Consider the following 17,125-nt stretch of genomic DNA (forward strand, 5'->3'; position numbering starts at 1 on the left):
AGGAGTTTTCACTCAATTTCTCCGCTGCACACCATAGCCACAGCCTTGGGCAGCAGCTTCCACTCGGCCTGCTCCATCACACGCTTCTGCAGCACCTCGGGGGTGTCGCCGGGCAGGATGTCCACGGCCTTCTGCAGCAGGATGGGCCCGCCGTCGCACTCTTCGTTCACGAAGTGGACGGTGGCACCGGTCACCTTGCAGCCCCGGGCCAGAGCCGCTTCGTGCGGACGCAGGCCGTACATGCCGGGCCCGCAGAAAGACGGGATGAGTGCCGGGTGCACATTCAGGATGCGGCGGGGATACGCTTCAATGACACTGGGCCCCAGCACGGACAGAAAGCCTGCCAGCACCACCAGATCGATATTGTGGTCTTTCAACGTTTTCAGCAGAGCTGCGTCAAAATCCTCACTACTGGCGTAATCCTTGCGGCGCACCACGCAGCCTTCCACACCGGCCTTTGCGGCCCGTTCCAGCGCATAGACACCGGGCTTGGAGGCCACCACGAGGGTGATCCTGCCGTTGGGGTTCTCGCCCCGGGCTTCGCTGTCCAGCAGAGCCTGCAGGTTGGTGCCGCCGCCGGAGACTAAAACTGCAATGTTCAGCACAGCTCCACGCCCTCACCTTCTGCAATAACACCCAGACGGTAAGCTTCCGGCTCACCGTTTGCGTGCAGGATGTCCAGCGCCTTGTCGGCCTGCTCTGCGGGGACGGTGAGCACCATGCCAACGCCCATGTTGAAGGTGTTGAACATATCGTGCTCGGAGATATTGCCGGTCTTCTGCATCAGCTGGAACAGAGCCGGGGTGCGGACATCTGCCTTGTTGATGCGTGCGCAGCAGCCCTTTTTCAGGCTGCGGGGAATGTTCTCGTAGAAGCCGCCGCCGGTGATGTGGGAAATGCCCTTCACATCCACCTCTTCCAGCACCTTGAGCACAGGCTTTACGTAGATCTTGGTGGGAGCCAGCAGGGCCTCGCCCAGCGTCTTGCCGCCCAGCTCTGCAGGGGCAGTGTGCAGCACATCGGGGTTTGCGTCAATGTCAAAGATCTTGCGCACCAGCGAGAAACCGTTGGAGTGCACACCGGTGGAAGGCAGGGCAAGGATCACATCACCGGCTGCCATGGTCTCGTTGCTCAGGATCTTTTCCTTATCCACGACACCCACGGTGAAACCGGCCAGATCGTACTCCTCCTCCGGCATCATGCCCGGGTGCTCGGCAGTCTCGCCGCCCACCAGAGAGCAGTCGGCCTGCACGCAGCCCTCAGCCACACCCTTGACGATCTCTGCGATCTTCTCGGGAATGTTGCGGCCGCAGGCGATGTAATCCAGGAACACCAGCGGCTTTGCACCGGCGCAGATGACATCATTCACGCACATAGCCACGCAGTCGATGCCGATGGTATCGTGCTTGTCCATGATCATGGCAATTTTCAGCTTGGTGCCCACGCCGTCGGTGCCGGAGATCAGCACCGGGTGCTTGTAGCCGGTGCAGTCCAGCTCAAACAGGCCACCAAAGCCGCCCAGACCGCCAATGCAGTGCTCGTTCATGGTGCGGGCCACATACTGCTTCATCAGTTCAACAGAGCGATAACCGGCGGTGATATCCACACCGGCGGCTGCATAGCTTTCAGAATAGCTTTTTTCCATGGTCTTACTCTCCTAACTTTTTCTCGTCCTTGGGACGGTCGTTCAGGTGGCGTTCGTGAATATCGGTGGAAAGCACCTCGTCCGGCTTCACGGCATATTCGCCGGTAAAGCAGGCGGTGCAGAATCCGCATTTTGCGTTCTTTGTAAGCTGGACAACATGCTCAGTGGAAAGGTAGCCCAGCGTATCAGCCCCGATCACTTCATTGATCTGCTCGACCGTGCGGCCGGTGGCCACCAGCAGCTTCTGATCCGGGATGTCAGTGCCGAAGTAGCAGGGGTACTTGAACGGCGGTGCCGACACCATAAAGTGCACCTCGGTGGCACCTGCGTCCCGCAGCAGCTTGATGATGCGGGCAGATGTGGTGCCGCGCACGATGGAGTCATCCACCAGCACCACGCGCTTGCCCTTGACCGTGCTGGAAACGACGTTCAGCTTGATGCGCACGCTGTTCTCGCGCTGCTTCTGGCTGCCCTGAATGAAGGTGCGGCCGATGTACTTATTCTTAATAAAGCCGATGCCATAGGGGATGCCGCTCTCCTGTGAGTAGCCGAGCGCTGCATCCAGACCGGAATCCGGCACGCCGATGACCACGTCCGCTTCCACGGGGTGTTCCTGTGCAAGGAACCGGCCGGCCTGCTTGCGGGCCTCGTGCACCGAGCTGCCCTCGATGATGCTGTCCGGGCGGGAGAAATAGATGAACTCGAACACGCACATCTGGGTGTCCGGCCGACCGCAGTGATCCTTGATGCTGCGCAGCTCACCGGTTTTTGCGTCTGCCACCACGATCTCGCCGGGCTCCACATCCCGCAGCAGGGTGGCACCGGCGGCATCCAGTGCACAGCTCTCGCTGGCAAATACGTAGCCGCCGCCGGGCAGCGTGCCGATGCACAGGGGCCGGTAGCCGCGGGGATCACGCACTGCAATGAGCTTGGTGGCCGACATGATCACCAGACTGTAGGCGCCTTCCAGCACGTCCATCGTCTTGCTGATGGCGGTCTCGATGCTGCCCATGCGCAGGCGGTTGCGGGTGATCAGGTAGCAGATCACCTCGGTATCGGAGGAGCCGTGGAAGATGGCACCTTCATTTTCCAGCTGGCGGCGCAGCTCGATGGCGTTGGTCAGGTTGCCGTTGTGGCACAGTGCCATGGTGCCGCGGCCATGGCGCACGATCATGGGCTGTGCGTTGGCCCGCACGCGGCTGCCTGCCGTAGCGTAGCGCACGTGACCGGTAGCCATGTGCGCATTGGGGTTTGCCAGACTTGCCAGCACCGCCGGGGTGAACACCTCGTTCACAAGGCCGAGGTCGCGGTGGCCGTTGATCACGCCATCATCGTTCACGGCGATGCCGCAGCTCTCCTGACCACGGTGCTGCAGGGCATACAGAGCCGAGTAGGCCGCAGCGGCCACATCCTCGGTACCGGCACGGTCGTAAATGCCGAAAACGCCGCATTCTTCGTGCAGCGGATATGCAAAATCAGACATTGGTTCTCCTTTTTCGCTCTGAAACCCTCTCAGTCATTGCTCCGCAATGCCAGCTCCCCCGAGGGGGGGAGCTTTTATACCGCTTTCCCGTCAGATGGCGTAAGACCTCGCCCTTCGGGAGAGGTGGCACGCCGCAGGCGTGACGGAGAGGGTCCGCGTCTTACAGCTCGTTCAGTTCGTTCTGCAATTTTTCCTCTTTGGCAGCGATCTGTGCGGCCATGGCGATGCGCTCTGCTGCCAGCTTTTCGGCCAGAGCGTCGTCGCTCAAAGCCAGAATTTCCGCAGCCAGCCATGCGGCGTTCTTGGCACCGTTCAGAGCCACCGTTGCCACCGGGATGCCGCTGGGCATCTGCACCGTGGCAAGCAGGGCATCCATGCCGTCCATGGCACCGCCCTTCATGGGAATGCCGATCACCGGCAGGGTGGTGTTGGCAGCAAAGGCACCCGCCAGATGTGCTGCCATGCCTGCTGCGCACAGGATCACGCCGAAGCCGTTGGCACGGGCGCTTTTGGCAAACTCCGCTGCCCCGGCAGGGGTGCGGTGTGCCGAAAGGATGTGCGCCTCAAAAGGGATGTCCAGCGCTTTCAGCTGGGCACATGCGCCCTTTACCACCGGCCAATCGCTGTCAGAACCCATGATCACAGCCACTTTACGAACCATATCCAAACCTCTCTTTCTCAACCGACAAACAAAAAAGGCTGCGGTACACCCGTACCACGGCCTTTAATTCTGCGTATGCTCTCCCGACGCTTTGCACAAAGTTGCACGATGCCCCTGACATGCCCGAATGTTGTTTCGACCCATGAGACCCGGCAGCATCTTCATCATTGAAGTTCTCCTCCGCAGTTCCTTGTGCTTGCGTTTTCAGGCGGCGGAAAAGCCCTTTCTGCGGGCCGCCGTCCCTGTACTACATACAGTTTACGGCAAAAAAACATCTTTGAAAAGAGTGTTCCCACAAATTCTACCTTGTGTTTTCATGCCGTCAAAAAACTTTCAAAAGTTTTGTGCAGTTTCGACATTGTTTTTCTTTTTAAGTATGACTTATAGTTTAAGTATATTTTATGTAAATAGGATGCGTTAACTTTTTGTACAATAGACGGACTTTTTTAAAAAATAATTTTTGCTGTAATTGCCCGTGCAGCGCGGATGAGGTCCGCCGGGGCACAGCACACCTGCGTGCCGATGCGCCCGCCGGAGACATAGACCTTCTCCTGCGTCAGCACGCTCTCATCGAACACAGTCTTATACTGCTTTTTCATGCCTACCGGGCTGCAACCACCGCGCACATAGCCGGTGACCTTGTTGATATCGGCCACATGGATCATGGCAACGCTTTTTTCGCCCACACTGCGGGCAGCGGCTTTCAGATCCAGCTCTGCCGCCACCGGAATGACGAACACAAAATAGTTTTTGCTATTGCCCTGCGTCACCAGCGTCTTATACACGCAGGCAGGGTCTTCGCCCATGCTGCCTGCCACATCCACACCTGCCACGGCAACACCCTCTTCATGAGCGTACTCGTGGGCGGTGTAGGGCACCTTCTCGCGCTCCAGAATGCGCATGGCATTGGTTTTTGCTTCTTTTCCCATCTCTGATATCCCCTTTGCTTGTATTGAACCCTCTCAGGCCGCTTCGCGTCCAGCTCCCCCAAAAGGGGGAGCTTATGCGCGGTAACTGGCTGATTCTCTTTCACCGTGAAGTAATGCCCCATAGAAAGCAGTAAAAAGCTCGCCCTTCGGGAGAGCTGTCATTGCGCAGCAATGATTGAGAGGGTTCTTTTCTATTCTACCACTTTCTTCAAAAAAATTCAAAATTCTCTTGACTTCAGTTTCCTGAAGTGATATCATAGCGTCACACACTTCAGAACCCTGAAGTTTGACACTGCAAGCTGCGGCAAAGGAGCCGGTCTCCCTCGCCGTTTCACACGATAAGGCAAAGGAGACAAAACACTATGATCATCGTACTCAAACAGAACGCACCTGAGGTACAGGTACGCGAGTTCTGCCACGAACTGCAGGATATGGGCCTGCAGATCAACGATTCCAAGGGCAGTGAGAGCCACATTCTGGGCCTGATCGGCGACACCAAGGCCGTGGCCGAGAGCTGGGTGCTGGCAAACCCGGTGGTGGAGACCTGCCGCCGCGTGACCGAGCCTTATAAGAAGGCCAACCGCAAGTTCCACCCGGACGACAGCGTGATCGATGTGGACGGCGTAAAGATCGGCGGCGGAAACTTTGCGGTCATTGCAGGCCCCTGCAGCATCGAGAGCGAGCAGCAGATCACCTACTGCGCACAGCGCGTGAAGGCTGCGGGTGCTTCCCTGCTGCGCGGCGGCGCATTCAAGCCCCGCACCTCGCCCTACTCCTTTCAGGGTATGCGCAGCGAGGGCCTCGACCTGCTCAAGCTGGCACGCCGCGCCACCGGTGCTCCCATCGTGACCGAGATCATGAACACCGAGCACCTGCCCCTGTTCGAGAATGTAGACCTTATTCAGGTGGGTGCCCGCAACATGCAGAACTTTGAGCTGCTCAAGGCCGTCGGCCGTCAGAAGAAGCCGGTGCTGCTCAAGCGCGGCCTTGCCAATACGCTGGAAGAGTTCGTGATGAGCGCCGAGTACATCATGGCTGAGGGCAACGAGAACGTCATCCTCTGCGAGCGCGGCATCCGCACCTTTGAGACCAGCATGCGCAACACCCTCGACCTTGCCGGTGTGGTGATGCTGCACAAGATGACCCACCTGCCCGTTATTGTGGACCCCAGCCATGCCTGCGGCCACGCATGGATGGTGCCGGATCTGGCAAAGGCCGCTGTTGCTGCCGGTGCCGACGGCCTGATGATCGAGGTGCACAACAACCCCGCCAAGGCAAAGTGCGATGGTGCCCAGAGCCTGACCCCCGACCAGTTCGACGAGCTGATGCAGTTCATCGGCAAAGAGGTGGAGTTCTTCGGCAAAAAGCTGAACTGATGATTTGAACTATCCTCTGCGGAATTATTATTTTGTGTTTGCAACGAGGAAGATCCTGCGGGATCTTCCTCGTTGCTTTTTCACACTGCATCTTCCGGTTCTGCCCCTTTTCCTGTGAAAAAAACAACCCCGGGGCGCTTGCGGTCACCCCGGGGTTGTTACAAGAATGATCTACTTTTCAGGAGATCAGGCTCTTTTCCTTGGCCTTATCCCAGACAAGGCAGGTTTGGAGCTTGGTCACATAGCGATAGGGGCGGAACTCGTTTTCCTTCACATCGTCCATCAGACCCTGCTCTTCCATCCAGCTGGCAGCCTGCCGCAGATGAAGGTCGGCGTCATCGATGTCGCTGAAGCTCTTCACCGTCTGCGGTTCCGGGCAGCCGGCCTTTTCCCAGATCAGGGTCGCCAGACCGGCGCGGTTGGAGGGCATGGGGACGCCGGGCATATTCAGCACGCGATAGATGCCGGTTCCGGCTTCGTAAATGCCCCACGCGGCTGCACCGGTCAGCGCAACAGCCGCAATGCCGGCCACCACATCGCTGCTGCCGCTGCCGCTCGGGTTGTCGATGTCAACATTTCCACCCTGATACAGCGCTTCGACGGTCACGTTGCAACCGGGCATCTCAAAGTGTGCGGTCTGATCATCGCCCAGCTTCAGCGCAATGCCGTCAGCACGCACGGCGCTCCAGCCGAGGAACTCTGCGCCCTCCGGGAGGTTTGCCGTCACGGTCACGGTGGTGTGTTCCGGCACAACGGTGGCAGTATCCAGCTCCTGCTCCCCGGCACCGAGGTCAGCGGTTGCCTTCGCATTTACAGCGTTGACGATGTTGCCGTTGGCATCTGCCAGATAGCGGTATTCCACGCCATCATCGCCGCGCTTATAGCCGATGATGTAGCCGGAATTCTTGCTGAAAAGTTTCAGCTTGTTCTGATAGCTGAGATCCTCGTTGTCCGTTGTGATCTGACGGCCCCGCGCAGGGTCATCCACCCGGATCTTTGCCGTACCGACAAAGCTTTTTTTGATGTTGATCTGCTGGTCTTTGCCCAGACTAATATCATCATCAGTATTATTCTCAAAGGTCACAGCCTTCAGGTCGATCTCCGAATCGCCTGCATCGGCCACACGGACACCGGTGACGCTGTTGCGGATGGTGCCGCTGTTCAGCTGCACATCGCCGCTTTCGCCCGAAATGTCAATGGCGGTGCCCTTCGGCGCTTCGACCGTGCCGCCATTAAGGCGCAGACCTCCGCAGTTTTTGACAGCAATCCCGGCGTCCGTAGTAAAGCTGCCGCCGTTGATCCGTACCTGACCCCAGCTGTTGTTGATGCAGCTGGCACCCTCAGACACAAAGGTTCCGACTGTTGTGATGCCCTTGTCAATGGTCAGGTTTGCAGAGTTGTTGACAAAGCAGCTTTTTGTGCCGGTGGTTTTGAAGTTGCCGCCATTGACGTTCACCGTGCCGGTACTGTTAAGGATAACAGGTTCCTCGGAGGTCGCTGTAACATCGTTCAACGTCATGTGGCCGCCATTAAAAATCCAAAAAACAGCTCTTTCTTCTGCCGGGTTTTTATCATGTATATACGTACCCCCGTTAATAATCACCCTTCCAGAACCTGAAGCTGTCAGACAGTAAGCATTCGATTCCATTTCTGCATCATTTACCGTAAGTGTACCTGCAGGAACCATGCCTACATTAAAGGTTCTCGATGTGTATTTACCTTTTTCAATTGTCACCTGTGCTGACGGAGAAGCTACCTTTATGAAGTGTTTTGCATACGTTGCACAGTCAACTACATAATCGGCTTCACTCTTAATATTTACGATTCCTGCATTTTCCACATCGATAAAAGGATCAGAATTACTGAATGTAACATTACCTTTAATGGCAATATTCACCGGCTGTGTCGTATTGATCACGATTTTACCAGTATAAGGCCCCGCCTGGATCTCGTAATTGCCGCCTTTGGTGATGGTCGTGCCTTCAAACGGGATCGTTTCGACTGCGGTATCTTCCAGCGCAGTTACGCCATTTTCAGGCGTACCCCCCCCCCAGAGCAAGTGCATTGACCGGAAGGACAGATGTCATCATGCATGCCGCAAGCACTGCACTGATGAACCGCATCTTCTGTTTTTTCATCCTCAAAACCTCTGCTTTCTGTTAAATTTCTGAGACTTATGTCTCGCATTTTTAGTATAGCACCTCTATTTTCTGCATACAATCTTCACCTGCACTGAAATTTGCCTTGTAATTTCTTCTAATTTTTGTTGCCTTTGCTCGAAATTCTCTGAAACTTTTCCCGGTAGTACCGGCCCCCCCCCGCATTCCATTTTTTGCGTATTTGTGTTATACTATAGTGTATTTGCAATCCACCCTGAAATGAGGTTTTTTTATGAAAGCACATATCGCACGCAACCAGAACGCCGGTGTCCCGCTGGTTCTGGGCTGGAACCTTTCCCCCGCCGACCGCGGCAAGCTGGAAGGCATGGCTCCTGCTTTTGGCATGAAGGTGCTGCTCGTCTCCCCTGCCGATGCGGGCAAGACCGTGGCACAGCTGCTGGGCGAGGTGGAGACCAAGGCCGCCCGCACGCTGGTGCTGGAGCCGGGTGCCTACCCGCCGGCAGTGGTTCTGGCCAACTTCAAGGAGAAGGATGTGGACACCCTGCTGGATCTGATGAAGCAGGCACAGGTCACCATTCCGCTCAAGGCCGTTGTGACTTCCTCCAACCGCAGCTGGGTGTTCGGCGATCTGCTGGCCCACCTGCAGGAGGAGCACGCCGCCTTTACCGCCGCAAAGGAGAACCACACCGTATGAAGACCCGCGCAAAACGTTTCGTCAGCGCCCTGCTGGCCGGGGTGCTCTGCCTGAGCCTGCTGGCAGGCTGTGCCTCCAAAAAGAAAGAGCTTACCCGCTATTCCACCGTTTTTTATGATGTGTTCGATACTGTAACGCAGGTGATCGCCTACTGCGAGAGCGAGGAAGAATTCAACACCCAGATGGATGCCCTGCACGCAGACCTTATTACCTATAACCAGCTGTATGATATCTACAACGATTACCCCGGCGTGACCAACGTCAAGACCATCAACGACAATGCCGGCAGCGCTCCGGTGGAGGTGGACGACCGCATCCTCTCCATGCTGGAGCTGGCCGACCAGATGTACCAGACCACCAACGGCAAGCTGAACATTGCCATGGGCAGCGTGCTGAATATCTGGCACAATTACCGCGAAGCTGCCGAAGCCGCCGAGACGGATGCCGACAACAAGCTGCCCACCATGGAAGAGCTGGAAGCAGCCGCCCAGCACTGTGATATCAACAACGTGATCATCGACGCGGATGCCAAGACCGTTTATCTGGCCGACCCGGAAATGCTGCTGGATGTGGGCAGCGTGGGCAAGGGCTACGCCGTGGAAATGGTGTGTCAGGCTGCCGAGGCCCGCGGCCTGACCAGCGCTCTGGTGAGCGTGGGCGGCAATCTGCGCGCCATTGGTGTAAAACCGGACGGCAGCCAGTGGACCGGCGGCGTGGAAAACCCGTGGAGTTCTTCGGATGTATACACTTCGGATTCCATGCTGGACGGTGCCATCAACATGAGCGATATGGCCCTTGTGACCAGCGGCGACTACCAGCGCTACTACGTGGTGGACGGCAAGCGCTACCACCACCTGATCGACCCGGACACCCTGTTCCCCGCCGCCTACTTTAACGGCGTGACCGTGCTGTGCAGCGACTCCGGCCTTGCCGACTGCCTGACCACCGGCCTGTTCTGCCAGCCGCTGGAGGACGGGATGAAGATCGTGGAAAGTCTGGACGGCGTGGAAGCCATGTGGTGCACACCGGATCAGCAGGTCATCACCTCTTCCGGCTGGGATTCCCATTTGAAAAAATAACCCTTAAAACGGCAAAAGGCCGACGCAGTGCTGCGTCGGCCTTTTGCTGTTTTATCAGATGGTGAACTGCACCACACAGAATGCCGCGTAGATGCACAGCAGCGCAATGCCCTGCGGGCGGCTCAGCCTGCCCTTGAAGAGAGCGGGCAGGGTGAGCAGCAGCATCACGGCGAACATGACCGGGAACTCCAGCACCAGCGATGCATTGTGGCCGAAGAGCAGGGAGTTCTGCGGAATGCTAAAGGGTGCCACCACTGCGGAAACACCGCTCACCAGCACCAGATTGAACACGTTTGCACCAATGACATTGCCCAGCGAAAGTGCACCGTGGCCCTTTGCCAGCGAGGTGATGGCCGTTACCAGCTCCGGCAGCGAGGTGCCCAGTGCCACAAAGGTGAGCGCGATCACCGACTCCGGCACGCCCAGTGCCTGTGCGATCAGGGTGCCGTTGTCCACCAGCAGGTTGGCACCCACGGCAATGAGCACAGCGCCCACGGCCAGCAGACCCAGCTCCTTGGCAAAGGATGCATTTTCTTCCGGTTCTTCCTCTTCTTCCGGGGCGGGGGCGTTCTTCATGGCCATCACGTTGCAGATGATATACGCTGCGAACATGGCCAGAAGGATCAGGCCCACCGGGCGGGAGAAGTAGCCGGTGGTGTAGGCCACACCGGCATAGAAGGCCGCTGCCACAAAGAAGAACAGCACCGGCGTGCGCAGGCTCTTGGGGTCTACCTTGCCCGGCTTTACCGCAATGGTGAGGGCCGCAATGAGCGATGCATTGCAGATGATCGAACCGATGGCGTTGCCGTAGGCGATCTCGCCGTGGCCGGTGAGAGCCGAGGTGGTGGAGACCATCACCTCCGGCAGGGTGGTGCCGATGGACACCACGGTGGCACCGATGAGCAGCTCCGGCACATGGAAGCGGCGGGCAATGCCCGTGGCACCATCCACGAACCAGTCACCGCCCTTGATGAGGCACAGCAGGCCCACGATGAACAGCAAAACAGGAATGAGCATAGTTTTCTCCTTTTGTTTTTGGCAGAGCAGCAATAAAAAAGAGACCTTTATTACATCCTGCCCAAAAACGGGAAAGTGTAATAAAAGTCTCAAGCTTCCGGTGACACAGCGGGCATTTCTGCCGGGATGTCGCTGCGCCACAGCGCACCGTTTTTGCAAAACGAGCGCCCTTTACTCCCTTTTATCCGAAAAATATTATACCGGTTTTTGCACCAAAGTGCAAGAGGAGCGTTGAAATTTCATCCGGCCTTGGTCACTTTCTTCGCGTTGGGATAAATACGCTCCATGCGGGCATCGTCAAAATACGCATCCAGCAGCATATCGATGCTGTTCTTGGGCGCTTCACCGCTGGTGCGGGCATCGTACCGGGCCAGCGCCAGCGCACTGGTGAGCATGTTCACCGCCATGAATACGGCCAGCAGGACGGTCATCCATGGGCGGACGCGGCTGCGCACCTTCTTCATGCCTCTGAGCACCAGCGGATAGCCGTAGCGCATCCATACCACCGCCGCAATGCCCCAGAAAAAGCAGTACAGCAGGTTGATGCGCCCGCCCAGATTGAACTTGAACTTGCTGTAGTCCCAGAACACGGTACCGAACAGCAGCTCGGTGACGGCGCTGCACACGTATTCGTACACACCGCCCATGACGGTGCCGAAGGCGAACAGGTAGCGGTCGCTCCGGTCCTTTTCCTGACGCAGCAGCACCGTTGCCAGCACCAGCGCCAGACCCCACACCACGCTGAACGGCCCCCAGACCAGACTGGAGCGGCTCATCCAGACCCCGGCGGTCACGCGGCAGAACACCGTCTCCACCATGTCGCCCAGAAACGCGCCGATCACGAACAGCCACAGCAGGTCGGACACGCTGAGGAAGTTCTTTTCCCCCTTCCGGAGCGCAGTCTGCTCCTGCCGGGCCGCAGCCGGGTAAGCATACTGGATGCGTTTTTCAATGTAAAGCGCGATCCTGCGGCGCAGCGTGTCCGACCGCTCCCCCAGTCTCTGGTTGAGCTGCTCCAGCACCGGGTGCCGGGCCGCATACTGCTGCACCAGCACCGCCGAACCGATCTGGTCCAGCACCGCCACCGTCAGCGAGACCCATACTGCCGGGCGCAGCAGCCAGACAGGGATCTGCGCACACAGCCGCAGCAGCACATCATTGCCCCACAGCACACTTGCCGTGCCCAGCGCACCCCACAGCAGCGAATACTGCAGGCACACATAGCCGTTCAGATTGAATTTTTTTCCGGAATAGTCCCACCACTTGCGGCGGTGCAGGCGTTCCAGCAGCTTGGCGGTGATCCATTCCATCACCGTTGCCGCCATCATACAGGCAAAGAACAGGTAGACCGGCTCGGTGCGCAGGTCGCCGAAACTCACGGCCAGCAGCACGCCGGTGGTACCGTAGATAAAGCAGAACGGGCCTGCCGCCGCACCGCGGTTGGCAAACCTTCCGCCCCGGATGGTCGCGACTACCGTCTCAGCCACCCAGCCCAGAAAGGAATATACTAGATAAATAACACCCAGAGTATAGAAGTTCAGCGTCATAATGTTCCTTTCGCTTCCAGTTTTTTCTTACTGCATTGATTGTACCCGTTTTGGGCGCTGTGTACAAGAGCCGTGCAGAAATTTTGTCACTCTGCGACGCGGCAGGCTCTCCGGGCATCTCTGAAAAGACGAAGATCCAGTCTGTTGCTTTGTTTTCAGATACATCTTAGAAAAAGGCCCTGCCATCCCGAAGGACAGCAGGGCTCAAAATTACAGCTTGAATTTACAGAGCGGAATCACAGCTGGCTCTTATACAGTTCCACGATCTCTTCCACGCTGGTGTCGCGGGGATTGCCGGGACGGCAGGCGTCTGCAAATGCGGACTCGGCGAGGAACTGGATATCCTCTTCCTTCAGGATGCCGTGCAGATTTGTGGGGATGCCCACGTCTGCGCTCAGCTGCTTGACGGCGGCGATGGTGGCATCGGCGGCTTCCACATCGTTCATCTCATCGATGCCCACAACGCCCATGGCCTTGCCCACGGCGCGGTAGCGCTCACCGGCAACGCTCTTGTTGTACTCCAGACCCACCGGCAGCAGGATGGCGCAGGCCACACCGTGCGGGGTGTCATACAGAGCGGACAGGCCATGTGCCATGGAGTGGACGATGCCCAGACCCACGTTGGAGAAGCCCATGCCGGCGATGTACTGGCCCAGAGCCATGCCCTCGCGGCCTTCCGGGGTGTTCTGCACTGCGCCGCGCAGGCTCTGGCTGATGAGCTTGATGGCTTCCAGATGGAACATATCGGAGATGACGCAGTGCCCCTTGGTAATGTAGCCCTCGATAGCGTGGGTCAGAGCGTCCATGCCGGTGGCAGCGGTCAGGCCCTTGGGCATGGAGGACATCATATCGGGATCGACCACAGCGATCTCAGGGATATCGTTGGTATCCACGCAGACGAACTTGCGCTTCTTCTCCACATCGGTGATGACGTAGTTGATGGTGACCTCGGCAGCAGTGCCGGCGGTGGTGGGAACAGCGATGGTGAACACAGCGTGCTTCTTGGTAGGAGCAACACCTTCCAGAGAGCGGACATCCGCAAACTCGGGGTTGTTGATGATGATGCCGATGGCCTTTGCGGTATCCATGGAGGAGCCGCCGCCGATGGTCACGATGCAGTCAGCCTCAGCAGCCTTGAAAGCGGCCACGCCGTCCTGCACGTTGGCGATGGTGGGGTTGGGCTTGATCTCGCTGTAAACAGCATAGGCAAAGTTTGCAGCATCCAGCAGATCGGTGACCTTCTTGGTGACACCGAACTTGATCAGGTCGGGGTCGGAGCAGACGAATGCCTTCTTGTAGCCGCGGGCGGTCAGTTCGGGAACGATGTTCTCAATGGCACCGTGGCCATGGTAGGAGATGGTATTCAGAACGATGCGATCAGCCATAGTTATTTTTCCTCCAAATCTCTTTTCCGCCACTTTCCGGGCGGAGCTCTCTGTTTTTCAGCATAGCACATTGTTAAAAGCTTTGCAATGTGAAATTGTTTGAATTTATTGTAAATTTTTATCAATGTGCAGTGTTTTATAGGCACTTTTCCCAACTTCCCACAGTTTTATGGTGTTTTTTCTTTTTCCCCTTGACAAACAAAGCAAATCGTGTATTATTGTATCAAGCGCTTAATACAGCAAGACAAGGAGATGATACCATGGGCGAACAGTTTGATGCCAGCCGCCCGATCTATGCCCAGCTTGTGGAACGGCTGAAGGCCCGGATCCTGGCCGGCACCTACCCGCCGGGCGGGCATCTGGATTCAGTACGTGATCTGGCCGCAGCCGCCGGGGTGAACCCAAACACGATGCAGCGGGCCCTTGCCCAGCTGGAGACGGAAGGGCTGGTGCGCACCGAACGCACCGCAGGCCGCTATGTTACGGAGGATACTGCATTGATCGAACAGCTTCGCGCCGACACCGCCCGGACGCTGGCGTCGGATTTTCTGGAAAAGATGCGCGGCATCGGCTACAGTCCCGCACAGGCGGCCGCGCTTTTGGAACACTGGGACGCAAAGGAGGATCGCAATGAGTGAGCTTTTGAGCTGTGAAGCACTGACCAAGTGCTACCAGAAGGATAAGACCGCACTGGAAAATGTAGACCTGCACATCGGCTTTGGCCGCATCGTGGGGCTGCTTGGCCCCAACGGCAGCGGCAAGACCACCCTCATCAAGCTGGCGAACGGTCTGCTGCAGCCCAGTGCAGGCAGCATCCGGATCGCCGGCATGACCCCCGGGCCGGACACCAAAGCCATCGTGTCCTATCTGCCGGACGCCGACTGGCTGCCGGACTGGATGCGTGTGGAGCAGCTGGTGGAAATGTTCCACGAATTTTATGCCGATTTTGACCCCGCTAAGGCAAACGAAATGCTGGCCCGGCTGGAACTGGAACCGAAGGCGCGGCTCAAGACCCTCTCCAAGGGCAGCAAGGAAAAGGTACAGCTGATCCTTGCCATGAGCCGCGCCGCAAAGCTCTACCTGCTGGATGAGCCTATTGGCGGCGTGGACCCTGCCGCCCGGGACTATATCCTGAGCACCATCCTGAACAACTACAGCCGGGATGCGACCGTCATTCTATCCACCCACCTCATCGGCGATATCGAGCCAATTCTGGACGAAGCCGTCTTTTTGAAGGATGGCCGGGTGTTCGCCCACCGCAATGCCGAAGAGCTGCGCGAGACCGAGGGCATGAGCGTGGATGCATATTTCCGGGAGGTATTCAAATGCTGAAACAGCTGTTAAAATATGAATTCAAGGCCACCGGCCGCACCTACGGCGGGCTGTATCTGGCCCTTGTTGCGCTGGCAGTGCTGAGCGGCTTTTCCCTGCGCAGCTCTTCCAAGGACGACTTTGCATCTCTGCTGCTGTTCGCCTACATGGTCGTAGCCGTCGCGGTGGCAGTGGTGTCTGTGATGACCATTGTGACCCGCTTCACCCGCAATCTGCTGGGCCGCGAGGGCTACCTGATGCACACCCTGCCGGTGACGGAAAGCCAGCTCATCCTTTCCAAGCTGATCTCCAGCGTGGTGTGGATGCTTTGCAGCAGCATCGTGGGTATTTTCTCCTTTGCGGCGATGCTGCTGGCTCTGTCTCTGAACAGCGCGGCCCTGCAGCAGCTGCCGGAGCTGTGGCAGAAAGTGGTAGAGATCTTCCGAGAGATCTTCCGCATGACCGGCAGCTCCGGGTGGCTCTGGCTGATCTTTGAAACGCTGAATGGGCTGGTGGCACTGGTGTCCAGCATCCTGTGCATCTATGCCGCATGCATGATCGGCCACCAGTTCAAAAAGCACATGGTCCCGGCCGGTATTCTGTCATTTTTCCTGCTGTCCTTCCTGCAGAACTGGCTGAGTTCCGGTGTCAGCAGTGCCGACATGCTGCAGGCTGTTTCCGATCCCACCCTTGGCGGTGTAGATGTTTCCATTGCTGCGCCCAGTGCGTTCACCACCCTGTTCGGGCTGGCGGTCAGCATCGCCTTTGCCGCAGGATACTTTCTGCTGACCCGCTGGCTGATGGAGCATAAGCTGAATCTGGAATGATCTTCATGTCCTCCGCTTTCGTTCTGGGCATTTTCAGCGAAACTACTTCTTAATTGCAATTTGTAAAAGGCCGAACCATAAACTTCATCTGATACAAAAAACATCTGCAAGCTGCCCCATTCCGGGCAAAGCTTGCAGATGTTTTTCTTGTTATAAAGTGTTCAGCACTCGTCGTACTGCTTTTTCAGGTAGTTCAGGCATTCCACCGCGTTTTCCGGGGTGGTATTCTCCAGCGTTGCAAAGATATAGGGCTTTTCCTGCTTTGCAAACCGCAGGATGGTGCGGTAGTCCTCCATACCGCCCTGCCCTGCACCCGTAGCAGCCAGCTGGCCGCCCGCATCCTTGCGCAGGAAATCCTTGAAGTGGATCATGGCGATGTCCTTGCCCAGAAGCTCGATGGCCTCGGCGAACACTTCCTCGCGGCGGTCCACATTTTCCATGTTCAGCAGGTTGACGGGGTCGAACAGGATCTGCAGGTTCGGGCTGCCGATCTCATCCAGCACGGTGCGGGCGCGTCTGGCATCGTACACGATGTGCTTGACCACCGGCTCAATGGCAATGGTCACGCCGTACTGCTCGGCACAGCGCACCACCGGCTTGAAGTTCTTGATAAAGGTGGAAAGTGCGGCATCGCTGCGGCACTCCGGACAGAATTTGTACTCCGCGTTGGGCGCACCGGTCTCGGTGCCCACCATGCCGCAGCCCAGAAGACTTGCAAAGCGGATATGGGCATAGTATTTTTCCTGAATGGCGTGCAGGGCATCCGCATCCGGGTGGGCAAGGTTCAGGTAGTTGCCCAGCACGGCAATGTCGATGCCGTTTTTCTCAAACAGATGCCGCAGATACAGCGCATAGCCGGGGGTCAGGGCGCTGGGGGTGCAGGGCAGCTCCTTGAAGGATTTGCTCAGAGCCACATGGGCGCAGGTAAAGCCTTTCTGGCGCACCAGCGGCAGCACCTGTTCAACGGGCAGCTTTTCCGCGTCATGCAGACGCAGGCCGAATTGGATCATGGAAAACCTCCTCCTTTCCCGCACAACACGCGGGGTTGCAT

General features: G+C 57.5%; 16 protein-coding genes. 6 read left to right on the forward strand and 10 right to left on the reverse strand.

Annotated features, from left to right (window positions below):
* Positions 1 to 8 precede the first annotated feature (8 nt).
* The 5 genes from purN to ybaK all read right to left on the reverse strand — a co-directional run bounded on the left by purN (position 9) and on the right by ybaK (position 4,718).
* Positions 9 to 605 (reverse strand): phosphoribosylglycinamide formyltransferase, encoded by a 597-nt coding sequence (purN, locus tag ACGHUK_RS10080; protein WP_005944461.1) that lies wholly within the window; start codon positions 603 to 605, stop codon positions 9 to 11.
* Positions 599 to 1,645 carry a phosphoribosylformylglycinamidine cyclo-ligase gene (gene purM, locus ACGHUK_RS10085; protein ID WP_097775215.1) on the reverse strand — a complete coding sequence of 349 codons (1,047 nt, stop codon included), beginning with the start codon at positions 1,643 to 1,645 and terminating at the stop codon, positions 599 to 601. Before purM ends, purN begins: the two co-directional genes overlap by 7 nt.
* Positions 1,646 to 1,649: 4 nt before the next feature.
* Complete coding sequence (purF, locus tag ACGHUK_RS10090; RefSeq protein WP_097775214.1) at positions 1,650 to 3,128, reverse strand: amidophosphoribosyltransferase; 1,479 nt, start codon at positions 3,126 to 3,128, stop codon at positions 1,650 to 1,652.
* A 160-nt stretch (positions 3,129 to 3,288) separates the two neighbouring features.
* Positions 3,289 to 3,789 (reverse strand): 5-(carboxyamino)imidazole ribonucleotide mutase, encoded by a 501-nt coding sequence (gene purE / locus ACGHUK_RS10095; RefSeq protein ID WP_371290484.1) that lies wholly within the window; start codon positions 3,787 to 3,789, stop codon positions 3,289 to 3,291.
* 446 nt (positions 3,790 to 4,235) lie between these two features.
* The gene (gene ybaK, locus ACGHUK_RS10100) at positions 4,236 to 4,718 is read right to left on the reverse strand and encodes a Cys-tRNA(Pro) deacylase (protein WP_005944468.1); all 483 of its coding nucleotides are present in this window, start codon (positions 4,716 to 4,718) and stop codon (positions 4,236 to 4,238) included.
* A gap of 362 nt (positions 4,719 to 5,080) precedes the next feature.
* Between ybaK and aroF the strand changes: the two genes are divergently transcribed.
* A complete protein-coding gene (aroF, locus tag ACGHUK_RS10105; RefSeq protein ID WP_390574262.1) occupies positions 5,081 to 6,094 on the forward strand; it encodes a 3-deoxy-7-phosphoheptulonate synthase in 1,014 nt (337 codons plus the stop codon).
* 178 nt (positions 6,095 to 6,272) lie between these two features.
* On the opposite strand, the gene ACGHUK_RS10110 is transcribed toward aroF, so the two are convergent.
* Positions 6,273 to 7,613, reverse strand: a complete 1,341-nt coding sequence (locus ACGHUK_RS10110) for a hypothetical protein (protein WP_390574263.1) — start codon at positions 7,611 to 7,613, stop codon at positions 6,273 to 6,275.
* Between the two features lie 872 nt (positions 7,614 to 8,485).
* Between ACGHUK_RS10110 and ACGHUK_RS10115 the strand changes: the two genes are divergently transcribed.
* Complete coding sequence (locus ACGHUK_RS10115) at positions 8,486 to 8,908, forward strand: DUF3783 domain-containing protein (protein WP_349137961.1); 423 nt, start codon at positions 8,486 to 8,488, stop codon at positions 8,906 to 8,908.
* Positions 8,905 to 9,987 (forward strand): FAD:protein FMN transferase, encoded by a 1,083-nt coding sequence (locus ACGHUK_RS10120; RefSeq protein WP_005944473.1) that lies wholly within the window; start codon positions 8,905 to 8,907, stop codon positions 9,985 to 9,987. Before ACGHUK_RS10115 ends, ACGHUK_RS10120 begins: the two co-directional genes overlap by 4 nt.
* Before the next feature lie 54 nt (positions 9,988 to 10,041).
* Here ACGHUK_RS10120 and ACGHUK_RS10125 read toward each other — a convergent pair whose 3' ends face one another.
* From ACGHUK_RS10125 to fucO, 3 genes are all read right to left on the reverse strand, one after another.
* Positions 10,042 to 11,004, reverse strand: a complete 963-nt coding sequence (locus tag ACGHUK_RS10125; RefSeq protein WP_223389136.1) for a calcium/sodium antiporter — start codon at positions 11,002 to 11,004, stop codon at positions 10,042 to 10,044.
* 239 nt (positions 11,005 to 11,243) lie between these two features.
* A complete protein-coding gene (locus ACGHUK_RS10130) occupies positions 11,244 to 12,551 on the reverse strand; it encodes a putative ABC transporter permease (protein ID WP_223389127.1) in 1,308 nt (435 codons plus the stop codon).
* 236 nt (positions 12,552 to 12,787) lie between these two features.
* Positions 12,788 to 13,936, reverse strand: coding sequence for a lactaldehyde reductase (gene fucO, locus ACGHUK_RS10135; RefSeq protein WP_005944478.1), 1,149 nt, complete (start codon positions 13,934 to 13,936; stop codon positions 12,788 to 12,790).
* A gap of 260 nt (positions 13,937 to 14,196) precedes the next feature.
* On the opposite strand from fucO, the gene ACGHUK_RS10140 reads away from it, so the two are divergent.
* From ACGHUK_RS10140 to ACGHUK_RS10150, 3 genes are read left to right on the forward strand one after another with little or no spacing between them, the layout of a single operon-like run.
* Positions 14,197 to 14,574: a GntR family transcriptional regulator gene (locus tag ACGHUK_RS10140; RefSeq protein ID WP_005944480.1), complete on the forward strand. Its 378-nt coding sequence runs from the start codon at positions 14,197 to 14,199 to the stop codon at positions 14,572 to 14,574.
* Positions 14,567 to 15,268, forward strand: a complete 702-nt coding sequence (locus ACGHUK_RS10145) for an ABC transporter ATP-binding protein (RefSeq protein WP_118526408.1) — start codon at positions 14,567 to 14,569, stop codon at positions 15,266 to 15,268. The genes ACGHUK_RS10140 and ACGHUK_RS10145 overlap by 8 nt, the downstream gene beginning before the upstream one ends.
* The gene (locus ACGHUK_RS10150) at positions 15,262 to 16,074 is read left to right on the forward strand and encodes a hypothetical protein (protein ID WP_223389125.1); all 813 of its coding nucleotides are present in this window, start codon (positions 15,262 to 15,264) and stop codon (positions 16,072 to 16,074) included. The genes ACGHUK_RS10145 and ACGHUK_RS10150 overlap by 7 nt, the downstream gene beginning before the upstream one ends.
* 161 nt (positions 16,075 to 16,235) lie before the next feature.
* Here ACGHUK_RS10150 and ACGHUK_RS10155 read toward each other — a convergent pair whose 3' ends face one another.
* Positions 16,236 to 17,084 (reverse strand): sugar phosphate isomerase/epimerase, encoded by an 849-nt coding sequence (locus tag ACGHUK_RS10155; protein ID WP_120120292.1) that lies wholly within the window; start codon positions 17,082 to 17,084, stop codon positions 16,236 to 16,238.
* Positions 17,085 to 17,125: the final 41 nt, after the last annotated feature.

This window comes from Faecalibacterium sp. i25-0019-C1 (assembly GCF_042854225.1).
GTDB classification, from domain to species: domain Bacteria; phylum Bacillota; class Clostridia; order Oscillospirales; family Ruminococcaceae; genus Faecalibacterium; species Faecalibacterium taiwanense.

What these genes read in the sequence shown, in the direction of transcription:
- ACGHUK_RS10130 (WP_223389127.1), bottom strand. Translation starts at nt 12,551, where the DNA reads ATGACGCTGAACTTCTATACTCTGGGTGTTATTTATCTAGTATATTCC.
- ybaK (WP_005944468.1), bottom strand. Translation starts at nt 4,718, where the DNA reads ATGGGAAAAGAAGCAAAAACCAATGCCATGCGCATTCTGGAGCGCGAG.
- purE (WP_371290484.1), bottom strand. Translation starts at nt 3,789, where the DNA reads ATGGTTCGTAAAGTGGCTGTGATCATGGGTTCTGACAGCGATTGGCCG.
- purF (WP_097775214.1), bottom strand. Translation starts at nt 3,128, where the DNA reads ATGTCTGATTTTGCATATCCGCTGCACGAAGAATGCGGCGTTTTCGGC.
- ACGHUK_RS10140 (WP_005944480.1), top strand. Translation starts at nt 14,197, where the DNA reads ATGGGCGAACAGTTTGATGCCAGCCGCCCGATCTATGCCCAGCTTGTG.
- ACGHUK_RS10115 (WP_349137961.1), top strand. Translation starts at nt 8,486, where the DNA reads ATGAAAGCACATATCGCACGCAACCAGAACGCCGGTGTCCCGCTGGTT.
- fucO (WP_005944478.1), bottom strand. Translation starts at nt 13,936, where the DNA reads ATGGCTGATCGCATCGTTCTGAATACCATCTCCTACCATGGCCACGGT.
- ACGHUK_RS10145 (WP_118526408.1), top strand. Translation starts at nt 14,567, where the DNA reads ATGAGTGAGCTTTTGAGCTGTGAAGCACTGACCAAGTGCTACCAGAAG.
- aroF (WP_390574262.1), top strand. Translation starts at nt 5,081, where the DNA reads ATGATCATCGTACTCAAACAGAACGCACCTGAGGTACAGGTACGCGAG.
- ACGHUK_RS10125 (WP_223389136.1), bottom strand. Translation starts at nt 11,004, where the DNA reads ATGCTCATTCCTGTTTTGCTGTTCATCGTGGGCCTGCTGTGCCTCATC.
- ACGHUK_RS10110 (WP_390574263.1), bottom strand. Translation starts at nt 7,613, where the DNA reads ATGACGTTGAACGATGTTACAGCGACCTCCGAGGAACCTGTTATCCTT.
- purM (WP_097775215.1), bottom strand. Translation starts at nt 1,645, where the DNA reads ATGGAAAAAAGCTATTCTGAAAGCTATGCAGCCGCCGGTGTGGATATC.
- ACGHUK_RS10150 (WP_223389125.1), top strand. Translation starts at nt 15,262, where the DNA reads ATGCTGAAACAGCTGTTAAAATATGAATTCAAGGCCACCGGCCGCACC.
- ACGHUK_RS10120 (WP_005944473.1), top strand. Translation starts at nt 8,905, where the DNA reads ATGAAGACCCGCGCAAAACGTTTCGTCAGCGCCCTGCTGGCCGGGGTG.
- ACGHUK_RS10155 (WP_120120292.1), bottom strand. Translation starts at nt 17,084, where the DNA reads ATGATCCAATTCGGCCTGCGTCTGCATGACGCGGAAAAGCTGCCCGTT.